The organism is Stutzerimonas stutzeri (assembly GCF_002890915.1).
Classification (GTDB): domain Bacteria; phylum Pseudomonadota; class Gammaproteobacteria; order Pseudomonadales; family Pseudomonadaceae; genus Stutzerimonas; species Stutzerimonas stutzeri_AF.
Map to the genome: position 1 here is coordinate 1 of NZ_POUT01000020.1, position 17,486 is coordinate 17,486.

18 protein-coding genes and 4 pseudogenes are annotated in these 17,486 nt (G+C 62.2%); 10 read left to right on the top strand and 12 right to left on the bottom strand.

What is annotated here, in order from left to right; all coding sequences use genetic code 11:
- Nucleotides 1–623: 623 nt before the first annotated feature.
- A complete protein-coding gene (locus CXK94_RS22750) occupies nucleotides 624–752 on the top strand; it encodes a hypothetical protein (protein ID WP_256046320.1) in 129 nt (42 codons plus the stop codon).
- 253 nt (nucleotides 753–1,005) lie between these two features.
- Here the strand turns inward: CXK94_RS22750 and CXK94_RS22860 are convergent.
- A pseudogene (locus CXK94_RS22860) lies at nucleotides 1,006–1,113 on the bottom strand (hypothetical protein); the annotation flags it as partial.
- A gap of 382 nt (nucleotides 1,114–1,495) precedes the next feature.
- On the opposite strand from CXK94_RS22860, the gene CXK94_RS21190 reads away from it, so the two are divergent.
- The 4 genes from CXK94_RS21190 to CXK94_RS21205 all read left to right on the top strand — a co-directional run bounded on the left by CXK94_RS21190 (nucleotide 1,496) and on the right by CXK94_RS21205 (nucleotide 6,180).
- Nucleotides 1,496–2,671: an SAVED domain-containing protein gene (locus CXK94_RS21190; protein WP_049325064.1), complete on the top strand. Its 1,176-nt coding sequence runs from the start codon at nucleotides 1,496–1,498 to the stop codon at nucleotides 2,669–2,671.
- Nucleotides 2,671–3,924 carry a nucleotidyltransferase domain-containing protein gene (locus CXK94_RS21195; RefSeq protein WP_049325063.1) on the top strand — a complete coding sequence of 418 codons (1,254 nt, stop codon included), beginning with the start codon at nucleotides 2,671–2,673 and terminating at the stop codon, nucleotides 3,922–3,924. The genes CXK94_RS21190 and CXK94_RS21195 overlap by 1 nt, the downstream gene beginning before the upstream one ends.
- Before the next feature lie 949 nt (nucleotides 3,925–4,873).
- Nucleotides 4,874–5,692, top strand: coding sequence for a ThiF family adenylyltransferase (locus tag CXK94_RS22755; protein WP_239664542.1), 819 nt, complete (start codon nucleotides 4,874–4,876; stop codon nucleotides 5,690–5,692).
- Entirely contained in the window at nucleotides 5,689–6,180 is a 492-nt protein-coding gene (locus tag CXK94_RS21205) for a Mov34/MPN/PAD-1 family protein (RefSeq protein ID WP_049325061.1), read from the top strand. Before CXK94_RS22755 ends, CXK94_RS21205 begins: the two co-directional genes overlap by 4 nt.
- On the opposite strand, the gene CXK94_RS21210 is transcribed toward CXK94_RS21205, so the two are convergent.
- Nucleotides 6,177–6,725 carry a 3'-5' exonuclease gene (locus CXK94_RS21210; protein WP_049325060.1) on the bottom strand — a complete coding sequence of 183 codons (549 nt, stop codon included), beginning with the start codon at nucleotides 6,723–6,725 and terminating at the stop codon, nucleotides 6,177–6,179. The two genes, CXK94_RS21205 and CXK94_RS21210, sit on opposite strands and share 4 nt — an antisense overlap.
- Before the next feature lie 203 nt (nucleotides 6,726–6,928).
- On the opposite strand from CXK94_RS21210, the pseudogene CXK94_RS21215 reads away from it, so the two are divergent.
- From CXK94_RS21215 to CXK94_RS21225, 3 genes and pseudogenes are all read left to right on the top strand, one after another.
- A pseudogene (locus tag CXK94_RS21215) lies at nucleotides 6,929–7,132 on the top strand (integrase); the annotation flags it as partial.
- Nucleotides 7,131–7,565, top strand: a pseudogene (gene istB / locus CXK94_RS21220) (IS21-like element ISPst3 family helper ATPase IstB); the annotation flags it as partial. The pseudogenes CXK94_RS21215 and istB, both read left to right, overlap by 2 nt.
- 231 nt (nucleotides 7,566–7,796) lie before the next feature.
- A complete protein-coding gene (locus CXK94_RS21225; RefSeq protein WP_234455018.1) occupies nucleotides 7,797–9,512 on the top strand; it encodes an LTA synthase family protein in 1,716 nt (571 codons plus the stop codon).
- A gap of 13 nt (nucleotides 9,513–9,525) precedes the next feature.
- Here the strand turns inward: CXK94_RS21225 and CXK94_RS21230 are convergent, their stop codons facing one another.
- The 6 genes from CXK94_RS21230 to CXK94_RS21255 all read right to left on the bottom strand — a co-directional run bounded on the left by CXK94_RS21230 (nucleotide 9,526) and on the right by CXK94_RS21255 (nucleotide 12,636).
- Nucleotides 9,526–10,008 carry a hypothetical protein gene (locus tag CXK94_RS21230; protein ID WP_033937765.1) on the bottom strand — a complete coding sequence of 161 codons (483 nt, stop codon included), beginning with the start codon at nucleotides 10,006–10,008 and terminating at the stop codon, nucleotides 9,526–9,528.
- 92 nt (nucleotides 10,009–10,100) lie between these two features.
- On the bottom strand, nucleotides 10,101–10,565 hold the full coding sequence (locus CXK94_RS21235; RefSeq protein ID WP_049324565.1) for a periplasmic heavy metal sensor: 465 nt from the start codon (nucleotides 10,563–10,565) through the stop codon (nucleotides 10,101–10,103).
- Nucleotides 10,562–10,990, bottom strand: coding sequence for an anti-sigma factor family protein (locus tag CXK94_RS21240; RefSeq protein ID WP_049324566.1), 429 nt, complete (start codon nucleotides 10,988–10,990; stop codon nucleotides 10,562–10,564). Before CXK94_RS21240 ends, CXK94_RS21235 begins: the two co-directional genes overlap by 4 nt.
- Nucleotides 10,983–11,543, bottom strand: coding sequence for an RNA polymerase sigma factor (locus CXK94_RS21245; RefSeq protein WP_049324567.1), 561 nt, complete (start codon nucleotides 11,541–11,543; stop codon nucleotides 10,983–10,985). The genes CXK94_RS21240 and CXK94_RS21245 overlap by 8 nt, the downstream gene beginning before the upstream one ends.
- A gap of 150 nt (nucleotides 11,544–11,693) precedes the next feature.
- Nucleotides 11,694–12,218, bottom strand: a complete 525-nt coding sequence (locus CXK94_RS21250) for a diheme cytochrome c (RefSeq protein ID WP_003302071.1) — start codon at nucleotides 12,216–12,218, stop codon at nucleotides 11,694–11,696.
- A 10-nt stretch (nucleotides 12,219–12,228) separates the two neighbouring features.
- Nucleotides 12,229–12,636, bottom strand: coding sequence for a DUF1924 domain-containing protein (locus tag CXK94_RS21255; RefSeq protein ID WP_003302072.1), 408 nt, complete (start codon nucleotides 12,634–12,636; stop codon nucleotides 12,229–12,231).
- Nucleotides 12,637–12,776: 140 nt separating this feature from the next.
- Here CXK94_RS21255 and CXK94_RS21260 point away from each other — a divergent pair, with 140 nt between their 5' ends.
- Together CXK94_RS21260 and CXK94_RS22760 are read left to right on the top strand one after the other, a co-directional pair.
- Nucleotides 12,777–14,372 carry a 2Fe-2S iron-sulfur cluster-binding protein gene (locus CXK94_RS21260; protein WP_034064884.1) on the top strand — a complete coding sequence of 532 codons (1,596 nt, stop codon included), beginning with the start codon at nucleotides 12,777–12,779 and terminating at the stop codon, nucleotides 14,370–14,372.
- Between the two features lie 189 nt (nucleotides 14,373–14,561).
- Nucleotides 14,562–14,750 carry a hypothetical protein gene (locus CXK94_RS22760; RefSeq protein ID WP_225030852.1) on the top strand — a complete coding sequence of 63 codons (189 nt, stop codon included), beginning with the start codon at nucleotides 14,562–14,564 and terminating at the stop codon, nucleotides 14,748–14,750.
- On the opposite strand, the gene CXK94_RS22830 is transcribed toward CXK94_RS22760, so the two are convergent.
- The 4 genes and pseudogenes from CXK94_RS22830 to ptxD all read right to left on the bottom strand — a co-directional run bounded on the left by CXK94_RS22830 (nucleotide 14,743) and on the right by ptxD (nucleotide 17,485).
- Nucleotides 14,743–15,102, bottom strand: a complete 360-nt coding sequence (locus CXK94_RS22830) for an MBL fold metallo-hydrolase (RefSeq protein WP_230357762.1) — start codon at nucleotides 15,100–15,102, stop codon at nucleotides 14,743–14,745. The two genes, CXK94_RS22760 and CXK94_RS22830, sit on opposite strands and share 8 nt — an antisense overlap.
- A gap of 96 nt (nucleotides 15,103–15,198) precedes the next feature.
- Nucleotides 15,199–15,504 (bottom strand): annotated as a pseudogene (locus tag CXK94_RS21270) (IS5/IS1182 family transposase); the annotation flags it as partial.
- A 107-nt stretch (nucleotides 15,505–15,611) separates the two neighbouring features.
- The gene (locus CXK94_RS21275) at nucleotides 15,612–16,481 is read right to left on the bottom strand and encodes a LysR family transcriptional regulator (protein ID WP_003118428.1); all 870 of its coding nucleotides are present in this window, start codon (nucleotides 16,479–16,481) and stop codon (nucleotides 15,612–15,614) included.
- Nucleotides 16,475–17,485, bottom strand: coding sequence for a phosphonate dehydrogenase PtxD (ptxD, locus tag CXK94_RS21280; RefSeq protein ID WP_003118429.1), 1,011 nt, complete (start codon nucleotides 17,483–17,485; stop codon nucleotides 16,475–16,477). Before ptxD ends, CXK94_RS21275 begins: the two co-directional genes overlap by 7 nt.
- Nucleotide 17,486: the final 1 nt, after the last annotated feature.

The window sequence follows — 17,486 nt, forward strand, 5'->3', positions numbered from 1 at the left end:
GAAATGTACGGCGCTGTCGAGACACGAAACCCTCCAGAAAGTGGCTTGAAATGGTGTCCACCAAAAATAGGTGGACACCATGCCGTTATCTGGAAGAAGCGGGGAGATGGGTTCGGCGGACGGTTACTTTGGCCATGAATATTCAGAAGAAACAGGTCAGATCGGCCGAGGGCATCTAAACGGCAGTCGTTCTTGGCCTGCGAGAGGCCGTGGAAAAACCTGCGATGCGCATTTCATCAATCGGATCTGTGAAGCCCTCGCGGGGCGAAGGTTTCAGTAGGACGATGCATCTTCATCGGCCGCAGAGCATATCTGGCGAAAACCTAAATTTCAGGAGAAATCGGTATTTCCCTATATCTAAGCCCTCTGAAAACCACGTGTGACGCGGGGTACCCCTGATATGGAGTCAAATTGACCAGTGTGAAGCCAAAAAAATGGGAGCTTGGCCGAAAACCTGAACTAGAAAGAAAGGGAAATATATGTGGAAAACCGTTGACCAGATCGATGCGGAGTTGGCGGCGCATGATGCGTTCATCATGGGGGGGGTTGGTATCTAGCGTGGTTGCATATCTAGCGGGGTTGGTACGCTGATCCCATCAATCGCCCCAGGAGGCACCCCTCTCATGTCTAACGCTGAACTCGATAACTGGGCAGACATCTACGCTCAGGCCCGGATCGGTGAAGTGGTCAGCATCTCCTTCAGCGAGTTCATCCAGTCTCCCTGGGCACATCTCGCCAGCGCCGGCCAGTAAACGGCCCCCGAGTGTATCGAGGAGGGGTTCCGTCCTCTGCTCCCTGCGCAAGCTGAAGCTTCGCGCCGAATCCAGGGCGACTGGAATGCGCAATCGAGAAAAGCCGCCGGCTCCAAATCGCACCTGGTACTGGTAGCCAGCAACTGAGCTCCCTGCTTACTCCGAACCCGCATGCCCCGGCGACATGGGATTGGGAATAGGCGACTGGAAGCCTGAGTCTGACCCGGCGCTGAAGGTCTGAGGGGGATGGGGATCAGAAAACGATAGGCATATTCGAGACGTCTGTCGTACTCGAACCACTAAGCATGTCAGCTCGCGGTTTCCACTTATCGGACGCAAGGGATCGGACGAAAGCCAGTGAACCTCGTCCGAACTAGTCACTGATGCGCGCGATGAGTGTCGGAACATGACAGCCATCGACATCGTGCGGTTCGAGCAGCGACTGCTGAGAAGTTCAGCTGGGCTTGGCGATGCCTATGAGGCAGATACCTGCATCGTATGCGCTTCATTTTGTGTAAATCGCCCCGACTTTAGCCGAGACTCAATGACCGGCTTCTGGCCGGCAGCTGCCTTTCGGCGGAGTCCGTTTTCGGCCAATAGCAGTCATCGACTGCCTACAAGATCAGAGGCGACTCAAGTGGCACTTATTTCATCCCTCCCCCCCTTGATTTCCAATTCAGCGACCTTATCTGATATCAAAGGGCTATCGAATATCAGTGCTTCTGATATTTCAAGGAGGAGTCGTGGGCAAACAAGAAAAAAACAATCCTGCTAATGGTCGCTACAACACCGACAGCACGACAAAAAATGTCGTATGGATTCAGGCAGCAGGCCATTGTGAACTTTGCGGCACTGACCTCATGCACGACTACCGTGTTGGCAAAACTATGAGATGGGGCGAGGTGGCTCACATACTGCCGGCTAGCCCAAAGGGGCCACGGGCTCAATCAGACCATGACGAAGCCAAGGCCGCATCTCTGACCAACGACACAGCTAACCTCATGCTTCTCTGCCCCGGCTGCCATGACAAAATCGATCGGGATGCTGATGGATATCCGGAAAGCGACCTTAGCGGCCTGCACCAAGCATACCTGGAGCGAGTCCGGCTAGCGGCAACCACTCCTGACGGTGGAAGAGCGATTCCCGTAATTGTCCAAAGCCAGCATTTCGCAACAAACAACGACATCCCCGTTCGTGATCTGTTGGTGGCAATGTCCTCAGAGGGACTGACTGCATTCGATCATCCCATCAAGATCACTTTTCCGGCCCCGAGCCATCGTGGCAGGGATGCCCACTATTGGCAGAGCATTAAGGACAACATTCAGCACGAATTAGAGCAGCAGCTAAAGCGCCGCGGAGGAGCCTATGGTGATGCTCCTGCGCTGGCCGTAGTGGGCGTGGCAGACATACCAGCGTTGATCATGCTGGGGCAGTCCTTAGGTGATCGATCCAAGCGCCTGCTTTTTTCGTTCAACCGCGAACACCAACTACGTTGGCCTGACCAGTCAGCCGAACCTCCCGAGTTTGTATTCACCCCGCCCACGGATGGAGAAGGCCCGCTGGCTCTGGTGTTGTCTATCTCCGCACAAGTCCCAGCTCGCGATGTCGAAGAGGCACTACCTGGTGCACGTATCGCTGAGCTGAGCATCCCAGTGCCCAGCTATGCGATGGTTCAGAATCGTCGCGTGATACACGCGTTTCGCGACGCTCTACAAACGCACTTGAGCCGGCTTGAGGCCATGACTGCAGACACAATCCATGTGTTTGCGGCGATTCCCGCTGCTTTGGCAATTGAGTTCGGGGCCTTGCTTACTACGCAACACCAACACGCTTACCTGATTTTCGATCGAGATAAAGACAACCAAAACAGGTTCACGCCAACACTACAGTTGGGCCACCAAGCCCAGGAGGTTCGTTGATGTCCATGAGCAATGAACAGACCAAGCGCGGAAGCTGGGAGCACTTTCTGCTCCGCGCCGCGAAGGAGATCTCACTGTCTGAAGCACAGTACGAGAAGATCAACGACCGATACTCCCAGCTTGAGAAGATCCTCAACGCTTCCGACAATCCACTACTGGCGGAGGCGCACATTTTTGTCCAAGGCTCCATGCGCCTGAAGACAACGATCAAACCCGTTTCTGGCGCCCCAGAGGATCTGGACACCATCGACGCGGACGCCATTATTTGGCTCCCTCATGCCCAGGGTGCTGGAGCTCAAGAGGTTCTGGATGCCATTGAGGAACGCTTCAAGGCTGGCAGCCGTGTCCAGGAGGAAATCAAGCAACTACGCCGAGGCATCCGGATCATTTATGCTGACGAAAACCCTGGATTCCACATTGATGTCACGCCCGCGCGAGCCATCAATGGGAACTCTCAAGGCAATGGCGAAGGTAAGCTGGAAGTACCGGATCGGGAGACTGGGTGGAAGGCGAGTAGCCCGATCCCCTACTCAAAATGGTTGCAGGTCGCGTCAACGCAAACCATCTCCTTGGCGGAACATATGGCTGTCGCGAAAAGCCAGCGCGCTTTTGATGCCGCCACTCAGGATCCGCTGCCGCAGTATCAGGACTATCTCGATCAAGACCCACTTCGGGCTACGATCAAGCTGCTGAAGCGACATCGGGATGAGTGGGCCATCCGCACCAAAAATACGGATCATCGTCCGATTTCAGCAGTCATCACTACTCTCGCTACCCACGCCTACCTTGATGTGGCGAAAGACTCCCAGTCGACGCCGCTAAGGCCGCTAGATGCCATCCTCGAAATCGTCCGAAGGATGCCGGATCACGTTAAGTACCGGGGCAACGAATGCCAGGTTTGCAATCCGGCAGATAGCGGCGAAAACTTCGCTGAAAAATGGAATAGGCCGCTCGATGGACATCGCTACCGTAGGGCATTCCAAGAATGGCACGAGAATGCCAGCGTATCGGTCTCGCTGGGACTTGAAAGCTTCGAGTCCGCAGAAGCGTTTGCCAAGGCCGTGAACGAAAACTTCGGCATTGGCCCTACCTTCATTTCGGCAGTGAATAGCGAAATTCCGCCCAATTGGACGATGCCTGGCCGGCCTGATGGCACCACCCGAAACGCCATGTTAATGGGCACCATGTTTGGAGGCGTGAGCGGGACTGCGAACTCTCAAGAGGATGTGAAGCCAGTTGGGCGTCTTGGTTGATCAGACGGATACGTCTCTGCAGCGTGGTATAGCCGCGCTGCGACGTGCTCTTGGCGAAGATGCCGCACACGCGCTGCTTCAGCCGGCAGTCGCTCGGACCGGTGAAGCTGCGAGCTACTACTTCCCTCTGCCAGTTGACTATACGGGCACGGAGCGGCGGCTACGCATAAGCTTTCCCAAGAATTTCCCCCGCGGAGGGTTGAGGCTGACAGTCGAGCCTTCGCCGTGGCTTGTATGGCCTCACGCTATGGAAGTCGGGCTCTGCCTACATGGTTTCCAGGAGCGCCCAGTGATGGGCACCCCTGAATACGTGGTGTCGGATAGCCTGGCGCGGTTATGCAAGATCGTAAATTTGTCGCGAATGGGTTCATGTGCGGCTACCCGGGACGCCGAATTTCGTCGCGAAATCACATCGTACTGGTCTAGGCAGCAAGGGCTATCTCTACAGAACCTTATCCTTTTGGATCGCCCTCAAGCTGCCTCGAAGCTGTATGCCCTTAGCGATCCTCGACAAACGTTACCATCTGGCCAAGAAACAGTCTGGCTCGCCACGGATTTGGCATCCTTGAAAAGACACTGCCGGCGGACGATTGGCCGATCTCCAAGGATGCGAGCACCGGAGGCCCCAGGTTTCTACGCAAAGCTTCGGAGCTATCCGGACCTGCGTCTTCCCGCCCCTGAGCTACTGCTCACATGGCTCTTGCCGCATCTTGCTCCTAATGACAGAACGCAGCTGGTAGCTTGGTTCAATGAGCGTGGCTCACTGCCCAACCGCTGGATCGCTTTGGAGCTCCCCGGGGATGCCAGCGCCCCAATCTACTGCCTGAATGTTCGCGCATACGGCCCACAGCTGGATCGAGGATCGAGGTTTTACCTGCGATCAGCGCGGCGCCAGCCTGCAGTTGCAGTCAATCATCCCCCTGTTCTGATCCGAGCAACGACGCTGGATGTGCTGGATCGAACAGAGATTTTGTCCCGTGACCTCAGTGGCGTGGCGCAGAAACTAGAAGGGGCTCGCGTCGTTTGCATCGGGGTAGGTTCATTGGGTAGCACCGTTGCCCTACAGTTGGCGCGTTCGGGTGTTGGTCATCTGACACTCATTGACCCGGACCACTTGGTCTCGGCAAATCTTGGCAGACATGTGCTCGGTGCCGATGATCTCGGTCTCCCCAAGGCAGAAGCGCTTAAGGAGAAAATTCGCAAAGACCTGCCCACTACGGAAGTCGCGGCGTTTGCCACCTTCGCCGAAGTGGTGATGTACAAGAATCCAGAGGTTTTTGATAAAGCGGATCTGGTAGTGGTTACTACCGCGGACTGGCAGTCCGAGGTGGCGCTGTGGGGGGCCAAGTCGAATGGCACCTCCTGGGGTTTACTCCAGGCCTGGAGTGAGCCTCATACACAGGTGGGGCATGTGCTCCTTGCACCACCTGGTGCATTTGATGCTCGGGGCCTATTCACAGACAACGGTGATTTTAAGCACAAGTTCACCGAGTGGCCGGAAGGTGGGGTCGTCGCCCTTCCCGCCTGCGGGGAGAGTTTCATCCCAGGAGGCTCACTTGGGATGGTGAACATTGCGTCGATGGTTTCTCAAGCTGCATTACGAGTGTTGATTGGCAGCATCGGCAGCCCGAGCTGGGTCAGCAGCATCAATAGACCTGATGACGTGGTTACGCGGGGAGGTAACTACCTCGGGCCTGAGCTACCTGCCGGAATGCAGCAGGCTCAGTTGGAGCGCGATTGGCCGGAAGCATCGGACAGAAGTAAATGACGGCGATCGCCTGGCAATGGACCTGGCCCGGGCTAAACACTCCTCTGTTGGTATCGCAGGAGGTTGCGAGCCTGCTGGAGAGCTACAGACAGAAGTACTTTGATGTGGAGCGTGGAGGACAGCTATTCGTCGACCCCTCAGGTGCTGCCGGATTGGTACTGGCCTTGGCGACTCCTCCTCATAAAGATGATCGGGCTGGTAGGACCTGGCTGGATTTGAATGCTCGTCGCTGTCGAAAGGAAATTGCGCAGGCTAACGCCGCAGGTCTCCGTCTGGTGGGGTACTGGCATACGCACCCGCAAAGCATCCCCATGATCTCCCCCGCTGATATCGGGAGTTTTTCCAGGTTCGCGGCGTGCTACACCCAACAGCTGCCGCACCCGCTGGCCATCATCGTGGGCAACTCCAGCAGCCACGAAGGCATAAAGGCTTGGTCTTTCAGGGATGGGCGTTATGTTGAAGCCGTCTGGGGCAGTTGGCCAGATTAGTGGTTACGTGCCGCTGCCAGCATGAGAGCGAAAAGCTCCCCCTGGAATCGTGCGTCGTCCAACGCGTTATGGTTGGGTGCGCTTTGGGGGTTGAAACGAGCGGTCATTTGGGACGATTTAGTTTCCCTCCAGCGGCATCCGGTAACCCCCATGTAATACGCCTTCATGTCGAGTGCGGTGAACCCAAAGGGGTTCGTCCCAGAATACTTGTGGAAGTAGTAGTTGATGAACGACCAGTCAAACGGGGCATTCAGCCCCACGAAAACGACTTTCTGATCTGCCGGACATATCTGGTTCAACCATTGCTCCAGCTTGAGCATCGCAGTCTGTGGGGCTAGCCCTTCGTTTTCGAGCCTGGTGAGGTCAAGGCCAGTTACGGCGACAGCCTCTGGATCGTGTTGTAGGCCGTCTGGCTGGAGCTCGAGATAGATTGACTGAGCGGGCGCTGAGACGACGCAAGCGCCGATGGAAAGCAGGCTATAGATGCCTGGCACCGGCCCCGAAGTCTCGACATCGACGGAAACATAAAGCTCATCGCTCATCATCTTACTCCCTATTTTTCGCACAGTATGCCGAGAGTTGAACAAGGCTAATACCATCAACTCGATGGCGAAGTAGTCGTCGTGGGTGATGCGCTTGAATCACTCAAATTTTATCAATCGCTCGATGACCGCTATTGGCCGGTTAGCGACCACTGCTCTGGCTAGCCATGCTTGCCCTCCCACATGTGGAGGACTTGCCATGAAACATCATTGCTACCTGTAGCCGTCAGCCCTGGAACAAAGGTAAGTTGGTCGGGCAGAAAACCCCACTCCGACTGAGAGATATCTGGGCCATCCGAGTAAGGCTTCAAATTGCAGAAAGATCCCGGGATCTGGCTCTCTTCGATCTGGCCATCGACAGCAAGCTTCGAGCCTGCGACTTAACCAAACTCCGTGTGTGCGACGTTGCTCAGTAAGCGCGTGCGCTTCTACTCCACGGTCGATCTGGTCAATCTGCTGGAGCGCGAAAAACACGACGGCAAAGCCGGGCGGATCGCCCAGGCACTGCTGCGCATGGATCTGGTCATCCTCGACGAACTGGGTTATCTGCCGTTCAGCCAGGCTGGCGGTGCGTTGCTGTTTCACCTGCTGTCCAAGCTGTACGAACACACCAGCGTGGTGATCACCACCAACCTGAGCTTCGCCGAATGGTCGAGCGTGTTCGGCGACGCCAAGATGACCACCGCCCTGCTGGATCGGCTGACCCACCACTGCCACATCGTCGAAACCGGTAACGAGTCCTATCGCCTGCAACACAGTAGCTTGGCGGCCCAGGCCAAGATCAAATCACGGGAGCGAAAGCGTAAGGGCGGCCAAGAACCGGAGGACGATGAGCCGTTCTGATTTCATGGCGACGACGGCCTGCTACATGGCTGCGTGTGGCAGGTCTTAAACAACTGAACTGGGCTAGCGAAGGAGTGGGGGCAACAGCAGCTGCGCTGGTAGACTTATCCACAGTTGCTGGTAACAAAATCAGCAATCCGCCCTGGGTCAAATTTCAATCGGCAGGGTGGGTCAATTTTCCATCAGCGCCAACACCAGTACCTGCAGGAAGACCCGGCGACGGTGCTGAGCATGCTCTGGCACGGCTTCCCGGTGCTGCGGCTGCTGGCCGCCTGGCTCGCGGCGAGCGCCGCGCTGTTCGCGCTGTTCGGCTGGCTGGAGCGCCGCACCCGCGCCGCTCCGGTGAGCCTGGCGAGCGCGCCGGCCCGCCGCGGCGCGAGCTGGCCGGCGCGGTTCGCGGTGTTCGGCGTGTTGCTGGTGGTCAGCGTGGTGGCCGCGCGCGGCACGCTGCGTCAGGGCCCGCCGCTGCGCTGGGGCGATGCCTTCACCACCGCCTCGACCTTCGCCAACCACCTCGGACAGAACGCCACGCTGTCGCTCTACGATGCGGCGCGCAACCGCTTCTCGAGCCATCGCGACAACAGCTGGAAGGCGACACTGCCGGTTGCGGATGCGCAGGCGATCGCCCGCGAGCTGCTGCTGACCGCCAACGACCGGCTGGTGGACGCCGAGCTGGCGCCGGTGCGCCGTGACTTCCAGCCGCCGGCGGACGGCCAGCTGGCGGTGCGCAACGTGGTGGTGATCCTCATGGAGAGCTTCGCCGGCCGCTATGTCGGCGCGCTCGGCAGTGCCGACGGCATCACGCCGAACTTCGACCGCCTGGCCGGCGAGGGGCTGTTGTTCGAGCGCTTCTTCGCCAACGGCACCCACACCCACCAGGGCATGTTCGCCAGCATGGCCTGCTTTCCCAACCTGCCGGGCTTCGAGTACCTGATGCAGACGCCCGAAGGCGGCCATCGCTTCTCCGGCCTGCCGCAGCTGCTCGGTGCGCGGGCGTTCGACGACGTTTACGTCTACAACGGCGATTTCGCCTGGGACAACCAGGCGGGGTTCTTCGGCAACCAGGGCATGAAGCGCTTCGTCGGCCGCAACGACTACGTGAATCCGGTGGTTTCCGACCCGACCTGGGGCGTTTCCGACCAGGACATGTTCACCCGCGCCGCCGAGGAGCTGGGCAAGCTGGATAACGGCGCGCCGTTCTATGCGCTGCTGCAGACGCTGTCCAACCACACGCCGTATGCGCTGCCCGAGCAGTTGCCGGTCGCTGCTGTCGAGGGGCATGGCGCGCTGGATCAGCATCTGACGGCGATGCGTTATTCGGACTGGGCGCTGGGGCAGTTCTTCGACAAGGTGCGTAACCAGCCTTGGTTCAAGCAGACCTTGTTCGTGGTGGTCGGCGACCACGGTTTCGGCGCGCCGGAGGAAGTCACCGAGATGGACCTGCTGCGCTTCCACGTGCCGCTGCTGCTGATCGCCCCGGGCGTCACCGAGCGTTTCGGCAGCCGTCGCGAGGTGGTCGGTACGCAGGTGGACGTGGTGCCGACCATCATGGGCCGCCTCGGTGGCGAGGTGCGTCATCAATGCTGGGGCCGCGATTTGCTCAGCCTGCCGGCGGACGATCCGGGTTTCGGCATCGTCAAGCCGTCGGGCAGCGACCAGACCGTGGCGCTGATCCGCGGTGATCGGGTGCTGGTACAGCCCAAGGAGCAGCCGGCGCGGCTGTATCGCTATCGCCTGGGCGGTGAACCGGCTGGCGAGCGGATCGCCGCTGCCGAGGATCAGCCGCAGCTGCTGCGCCAGCTGCACGCCTACCTGCAGACCGCCACCGCCAGCCTGCTGGCCAACACCAGCGGAGATCGCAGCGGCGAGGGCGAGTCGGAAGCGGTGGCCGCCGAGGTGCCGCTCGCGGTGAAAGCGGCCCCGCCGGCACGGCCGGACAAGGGTTGAGCGCGGCGGTCGATCAGTGTTCCAGCGGCTTGAAGCTGTCGTCGGCGAAGTAAGTGGCGTAGTCGCCCAGCGCGCCGACCACCGTCACCGCGCCGTCGCGCTGACCGGCCGGGGCGCCGCTCATGGCGTCGGCACCGGCGAGCAGCTGGGCGATGATCAGGTGCAGCTGCGCGTCGGCCTCGGCGCTCAGCTTGCAGTTCTCCACCATGTAGGCGACCTGGCCGCGCACCGTCTCGGCCAGTTCGCCGTAGCGGGCGGCGGGCAGACGGTCTTCGTGGATCGCCGGCAGCGCCTGGCGCATATCGTTGTTGATGGTGCCCATTGCCTGGCGCAGCGGCGCGTCGGTGGCCCAGCGCTTGCCGGCATCGAGTTGCAGCGCCGGCGCGCCTTCGCCGTGGCCGTGGTCATGGCTGGTGGCGGCGAGGCTGGTGCCGGCGTGGCCGAGGGTGCCGGCGAGGATGATGGCGAGGGCGAGAGCGTAAGGTTTGCGGATCATCGATAGAACTCCATTGAGCGAGCCGGCGAAGTGCGGCTCCTGATGTTCTAACGCAGGCGCGACGGTTTTGTTCCATCGCGCCGTGCAATCCGTCATTTGCGGTGCAATTGCTCGATGTTGTCGGCGCCGAACGACTGCTGCGTGAGCACCTGGACGAGCCGCGCGCGCTGCTGCGGTTCGAGGATCTCGCGCTCCTGCAGCAGCTGGTCGATGAGCAGGCGCTGCTGTTCGTTCTGCAGTTCGGCGATCTTCGCCTGCTCGGCGTCGATCACCGTGCGGTCCACCTGTTCGGCGAAAATCGCCTCGATCAGCCGGTTGCGGTGTTCGCCGAGGCTGGCGTTGGAGGCGCGCAGGTAGGCCAGGAACGGCGCCTCGGCATCGTGCCAGCGCTGCAGCTGGCTGGCGCTCAGTTGCAGCTCGCGCGACAGCTCGGTCGGTGCGCCGGAGGGAATCGGCAGGCCATCGCGACTGAGTTTCTGCCAGCCGAGGCCGGCGAGCACGCCGACGTTGACCAGCACGGACAGGGCCAGGGCGTTGCGCAGGGTGGTGTTGCTCATTTCAGGTTTACCTTCAGATAGCAGAATTCGGGACGCGCGCAGAGCGCGCCGGGTGGCGCGCTGCCGAGGACGGCGAGCAGGTCGTGGCTGGGTGAGCTGCGCGACGGCTGGCCGGGCAGGGTGTAGCCGAGCAGCAGGCCGAGCAGAACCGACGCCGCGGCACCGATACCCTGCGCCCAGTGGCGCGCCCACCCGCTGCGCGCGGGTGGCGGCGCAAAGGGCCGCTGCAGACGCGCCTGCAACCCGGCCGGCAGCTCCGGACAGGCCAGCGCACGCAAGCCCTGGCCGAGCCCGTCGAGTTCGGCCAGCGTCGCGCGACACTGCGGACAAACCGCCAGGTGGCCGTCGGCGTGGCGCTGTTCGGCGGCGTCGAGTTCGTTGTCGAGGTAGGCGGACAGGATCGCCATGTCCAGATGCTCAGTCATCGAGGGTGCCTCCGTTGGCCTGACGGTAGCCGTGCAGCAGCGCCTCGCGGGCGCGCGCCAGGCGCGACTTGACGGTGCCGGCGTTGAGCTGCAGCGTGGCGGCCAGTTCGTCGTAGGCCAGCCCTTCCACCTCGCGCAGCAGCAGGATCTCGCGCTGTTCGTGGGGCAGGCGGGCCAGCAAGCGTTCCAGCAATGCCAGATCGCGCGCGCTCTGCAGTCGGCTTAGCGGCGACGGCGCCGGATCGACCGGCTCGGCCTGCTCCTCCGGCGCCACGTCGACGTAGCGCTGCCGCTGGCGCAGCGTATCCAGCGCGGCATTGCGCGCGATCTGCAGCAGCCAGGTCTGCAAACGTGCCTCCGGGCGCCATCTGGGCAGTGCCTGGAAGGCGCGGATGAACGTTTCCTGGGTCAGGTCCGCGGCCTCGTCGGCGCTGCCGAGCAGGCGACGGAGGAAGTGGAAGACCCGCGCCTGATGGACGCGCACTAGCGTGCCGAACGCCTGGCGATCACCACGCGCGGCCTGCTGGATGAGGTCCTGTTCGCTGTCGTTCATTAAGCGCTCGTCTGGGTTGACCGCGCAGGGCGCCGCTAAAACCTGCTGCGTTGCCAACGCCTCGGTTTTTACCGGTGCCCGTGCGCTGCCGGCCGGGTTGCCGCAGGGATATAACGCAACGGTTGGCGAAATGTTCCGGCTATTTTTGTCTCAGCGCGGAATCTTCACCCGGTCCTCGTCGAAGTCGCCTTTTTCCGCGTCGCGATGGCAGGCCACGCAGTTGAAGCGGCCGCCGACCGACTCGCGGGCGAACTTGGCTTCGCTGAGCTCGTCGTGTTTGTGCTCGAACCAGCGCGTCTGGCTGATGCGTGGCGGCTCGCCGGCGGTGGGTGACGGCTCCACCGGTAGGCGGTTGGCGGCCGAGGCGCGGACCAGGAAGTCGAGGATTTCCTTTTCCTGCACCGGGTCCAGCGACGCGTTGCTGCCGTAGTGATCGCCCAGGGTGCGCATCTGCTCGCGCCAGGCATCGGCAGGCAGCAGGCCGGGAGAATAGAGCATGTGGCAGGCCGCGCATTCTTCCTTCCACACCAGCGGTGCGTCGCTGGGTACCGTCAGGCGCTTGGGCCGCTTGTAGCCCTTGCGCTCTCGATGGTCGTCGTCATCGGCGAAGCTGAGGCCGGCCAGTACCAGGGTCAGGCCCAGCCCGGCGACGGCAGCGAGGGGTGCGATCTTCATGGCAGGCTCCTTATTTGATGCTGTCGATCCAGCTGATGAAGTCACCTTTTTCCTGCGCGGTGCATTCACGGGCGTAGACGTCGTCGCAGTTGCGGCGGAACCATTTCTCGACCTTCTTCAGGTCGGTGAAGCGCTCGGGGTTGGCTGCCGGCGCCAGCGGATCGACCTTGCGATGCGCCGGCGTCTTGCCGGGCTGACGCGGGTCGGCGGTGTGGCAGGTGGTGCAGCTCATGGTCTTGCCATTGCGCTGCTCCTCGGCGAAGTACAGCGCCTTGCCGCGCTCGGCGGAGAAACCGGCGAAGTTCGGATTCTCCTGACGCGCCTGGGCGGCGTAGCCGGGCAGCAGTGGGTGTTCGGTTTCGGCCAGGGCGGGCAGGCTCAGGCAGCAGGACAGGAGGATGATCCAGCGGGCTTTCATGGTGCGCTCTCCGGTTGGGAATGAGTGCAGCCTAGGCGCGCCGCCTTACGCCAAGCTGAACCGCAGCGGCTGGCGGCGTTCAGTTTCGTTTCAGCTCGCAGGAATACAAAGGCGGCATCCATTCAATGAGGATCGCCGTCGTGGCTGCTTTCAATCGTTTCCGTCTGTTCCACTGGCTGCTGGCCGGTTTCTTTCTTGGCGCCTACCTCAGCGGTGACGACGCCGAGACGCTGCATATCTGGCTGGGCTACGGCCTGGTGGCGCTGTTGGTGTGGCGCCTGCTGATCGTGCCGCTGCGCCTGCGCGGCTTCCCACAGCTGCTGCCGCCGAAGGGCCAGCGGAGCAAGCCGGGCCTGTCGAGCGTCGGCAAGTGGCTGACGGTCGGCGCGCTGGGCAGTTTCGCCATTGCCAGCGTGGTCGGCCTGGGTATGGTCGACAACGGCGATGTGCTGGCCGCCCTGCCGGGCGTGGGGCCGGATGTCTTCGGCGCTGCCAGCGACATCGATTTCATCGGCTGGATGGGCGATGCCGAGGAGGTGCACGAGTTCTTCGCCAACCTGGGGCTGTGGCTGATCGGCCTGCATGTCGGCTATGTGCTGCTGTTCCGCCGCAAGTCGGTATGGCCGATGCTGCGCGGCGTGCCCAAGGCGGGGCCGGCTTCGACTGCACCTTCGGCTTCGACGTCGACACCGGCAACGACGTCGGTCGCGACCGCGTTCGCATCGGCGCCAGCGCCTGCCGCCGGGGAGTTCACCCGTCTGCGCATCGTCTCACGCCAGGCCGAAACCGCCGACAGCTGCTCGTTCACCCTGCAGGTGCCGGCCGCCCAGCGCGCACGCTTTGCCGCGCAGCCGGGGCAGTTCCTCACGCTGAAGGTGCCCGCTGCCGAGCCGGCGCTGCTGCGCTGCTACTCGCTGTCGCAGCGACCGCAGGCGGATGGCGCGCTGCGCATCACCATCAAGCGGGTGCCCGGCGGCCGCGCGTCGAACTGGCTGCTGGACAACCTGCAGGCCGGCGATTGCATCGAGGCGCTGCCGCCGGCCGGCGTGTTCGTGCCGCGCAACCTGGATGACGATCTGCTGCTGCTCGGCGCCGGCAGCGGTATCACGCCGCTGATGGCGATCCTGCAGGCGGCGCTGGTCGAGGGCAGCGGGCAGGTACGGCTGTTCTATGCCAGCCGCGATGCCGCCTCGCTGATCTTTGCCGAGGAGCTGGCCGAGTGGTCTGCGCGTTACCCCGATCGCCTGCAGCTGCGCATCTGGCTCGATGCCGAGCAGGGTGTGCCGAGCGGCCCGGCGATTGCCACGAAGATCGCTGACTGGTCAGCCGCCGACGCCTTCATCTGCGGGCCGCAACCGTTCATGGATGCCGCGGGTGCCGCGCTGGGCGAGCGGGGTGTGGATGCGGCGCGTATCCATCTGGAACGCTTTGCCGCCGCAGCGCCGACGGCCGCACCGGGCGGGCGCCGCAGCCGCCTGCGGGTCGCGCTCGACGGTCGCCGTCACGAGCTGGACGTGCCGCGCGGCGAGGTGCTGCTGGAGGCCATGGAACAGGCTGGCCTGCAACCGCCGAGCGCGTGCCGCTCGGGTGTCTGCGCCGCCTGCAAGTGCCGGGTGGTGGAGGGCAGCGTGAGCATGCGCAGCAACCAGGTGCTGAGCGAAAGCGAGGTGCGTCAGGGCTGGGCGCTGGCCTGCCAAGCCGAACCGCGCAGCGCCGAACTGCAAGTCGAATACTGACGTGTGGGAAAGGCCGCTGGCCGTTTTCCACCCTGCGCATCGGGTGATCGACGGGGCGTAGGGTGGATAACGGCGCAGCCTTATCCGGCAGTACCTGTGCCTCTGGCCGGTGGAAAAAGCGATTGGCCATTTGCCGAGGGTGGAGTGGCGACGGTCACCGATGGATTTGCCGCAGGCCGAGCCGGCGCCGTGGCAGGGGTAGATCTCGATGCGTTCGCCGAGCGGCAGGTAGCGGGTGAACAGCGTGGCGTAGAGCTGCGCTGCCAGCTGCTTGGTGCTGTCCTCGCCGAGCAGGTCGGGGCGGCCGACGTCGAGGTTGAACAGCGTATCGCCGGTGAACAGCGCGAAGGGCGCTTCGCCCTGCTGGCTGTCACGTAGCAGCAGCGAGATGTGCTCGGGGGTGTGGCCTGGCGAGTGCAGCACTTCCAGGCTGACCTGACCCAGTTCCAGCACCTCGCCGTCGTCCACCTGACGCAGCCCGAAGGCGTAGTCCGCCGATGATCTCGGCGCCGCAGCGTTCGGCCAGCGCCTGGGCGCCGGAAACGAAGTCGGCGTGGATGTGCGTCTCGATGGCATAGGCGATGCGCAGGCCCTTGTCGCGCGCCAGGTCGAGGTAGACCTCGACGTCGCGCCGCGGATCGATCACCGCGGCGACGGCGGCCTTGCTGTCGCCCACCAGATAGGAAATCTGCGCCAGACCTTCGGTGTAGATCGACTCGAATACCAGCATGCGTGTGCCTCCGTAATCCGTGAGGGTTACGGATGTGAGCGCCGGTTGGCCGCCGGCGTTCAATCGCAGCGGGTCACTTGCGGACCAGCAGCACCCCGTGGTTTCGTCGGGGATGCGCTCCAGGTTCAGCCCGGCAAACTGGCGCAGGATCGTGGTTTCGTACAGCGCTTCCTCCATCGCTGGATCGCTGTAGCCGAACCAGTTCTGCAGCAGATGCACACGCAGCATCGCCATCAACGGGTAGGCCGGACGGCCACCTTCACCCTTCGGATAATGTGGCTCGATCAAAGCAATCAAGCCCTTCCACGGCACCACCCGATCCATCTCGATCAGGAACAACTCCTTGCGGGTTTGCTTGCGCTTGCCAGCGTACTCGGCGTCGGCGAAGGTCATCTGCTTCATCGGGAAACTCGGTGGGTGGGGTCGCGGTATTTTGCCAAATCAGAAAGTCTTTTTCAGAGTTTCCCTAGGCTGACAAGCCAAGCGCTGGATCGCAACCATCCATCACCTTATCCAGCTAGATCTGCCTCCTCCAATAAGTGCCGCACAAATCCCGGCGGGTGCAGATTTCCGGGAGGTTTGCGCCAGATCAGTTGGAGACGCTTTTCAAGCCCCGGGATGGGAAGAGCTACCAGCGCGCCACTGCGAACTTCGTCTTGTACTGCGGAAGCCATCACCAACGACACGCCGAGTCCCGCCCTCACTGCTTGTTTGACTGCCTCGGTGCTGCCTAGCTGCATACCGCTGCGAGGCACGCCCAGTTCGCCAAAGTATTCGGTCAGAAGCCGTCCGGTACCGCTACCCGGTTCACCTCCCAGCATCGGCAGGTCCACCAGACGATCACGTTCTATGCACCCTGCTTCAGCCAGCGCATGGTCGGGGCTGACGATAAGCACCAGCGGCTCGACCCGCCAGAGGCGGTATTCGAAGTCGGGGTGAGGTAGCCACCATTCCATGATCGCGGCGTCGAGCTGGCCCGCCAGTAGCTGGTCGGCCACATCCGGGTTGGCGGCGATGCGCAGATCCACCTCGCCCCTCTCATTTGCGGTCGTCAGATAGTTGCGCACGAATGGCTGGAGAAGGTAGGTGCCGATGTTGGAGCTGGCCCCGACGCGCTCACGATTGCCATGCAGGGCTTCTAGCGCCCGGGCGTGCATGTCGAGCAAGGCGGTCGCATGCGGCATGAAGGCCAGCGCCCGTGTGGTAGGCTGGCAGCCGCTACGACTGCGCTGCACCAGCGTTACGCCGACCTGCTCTTCAAGCTTCTGCAAGTGCTGCGACACCGTCGGCTGGGCCAGCCCCAACGCCCTCGCCGCGCTCTGAAAACTGCCTGTTTGAACGATCGCTACCAGGCTCTTCAGCCAGACCGGATTCAACATGCGGCAGGCTCGGCCTTGGGCAGACGGTTCGCAGCGTTGATTGGGCGCGCACCTGCCAATACCTGGATGATGTTCTGCGCTGCACAACGTTCAATCTCCAGGCGCACCGCGCGCACTGCCGACCCTATGTGCGGAGTGAACAGCGTATTCGGATGCGCGAGCAGCGCAGGATCGATCAGCCGCGGCCGGTCCGCGCGAGCCCAGTCTTCCATTTCGAATACATCCGCCGCATACCCGCCGAGCTGGCCTCGCTCAAGCGCCGCGAGCACGGCGGCTTCATCCACTACCGAACCACGACAGGGGTTTACAAGCAGAGCGCCCGGCCGTACGAGGGCAAGCAGCTCGGCGTTGACCAGATGCTGGGTATCGGCATTCAAGGGAAGCGCCAGCAGGATGAAGTCCGAGCTGGCGAAGAGTTCGCTGCACGCCACCTGGCGCAGGCCGAGCCGTTGCTCGGTTTGTGTATCCAGAGCCTTCGCCTCGTGGTACTGCAGGGTCGCGCCCCATCCCTGCAAGCGATCAGCCATGGCCAGTCCGATGGCGCCCATGCCAAGGATGCCGACCGTAGCGTTATCCAGCCCCGTGCCGTAGAACTGTGGTTGCCAGCCCTGGAACTCGCCAGAGCGGACGAACGCATCTGCTGCCCGCAGATGCCGCCCCAGCCCCACCGCCAGTCCGATCGCCAGCTCGGCAGTCGGGACCGTCAACAGATCAGGCACGAAGGTCAGCCAGACCCCGCGGGCAGTACAGGCGTCCACATCGAAATTGTCGAAGCCCTTGAGCGCGCAGCCGACTACACGCAGCTCAGGGCAGGCTTGAAGAAAGTCTGCATCGACCCGATCGGGCATGAACGCCATCATCGCCTGAGCATCGCGACAGCGGCGCAGAATTTCCTCGCGCGTCAGCGTGCTGTCGGTCTGGTTGGTCATCAGCTCGCAATGTGGCGCCAGCAGTTGCAGGATCTCATCGTGTACTCGGTGAGTTATAACGAGTTTCGGCAGCATG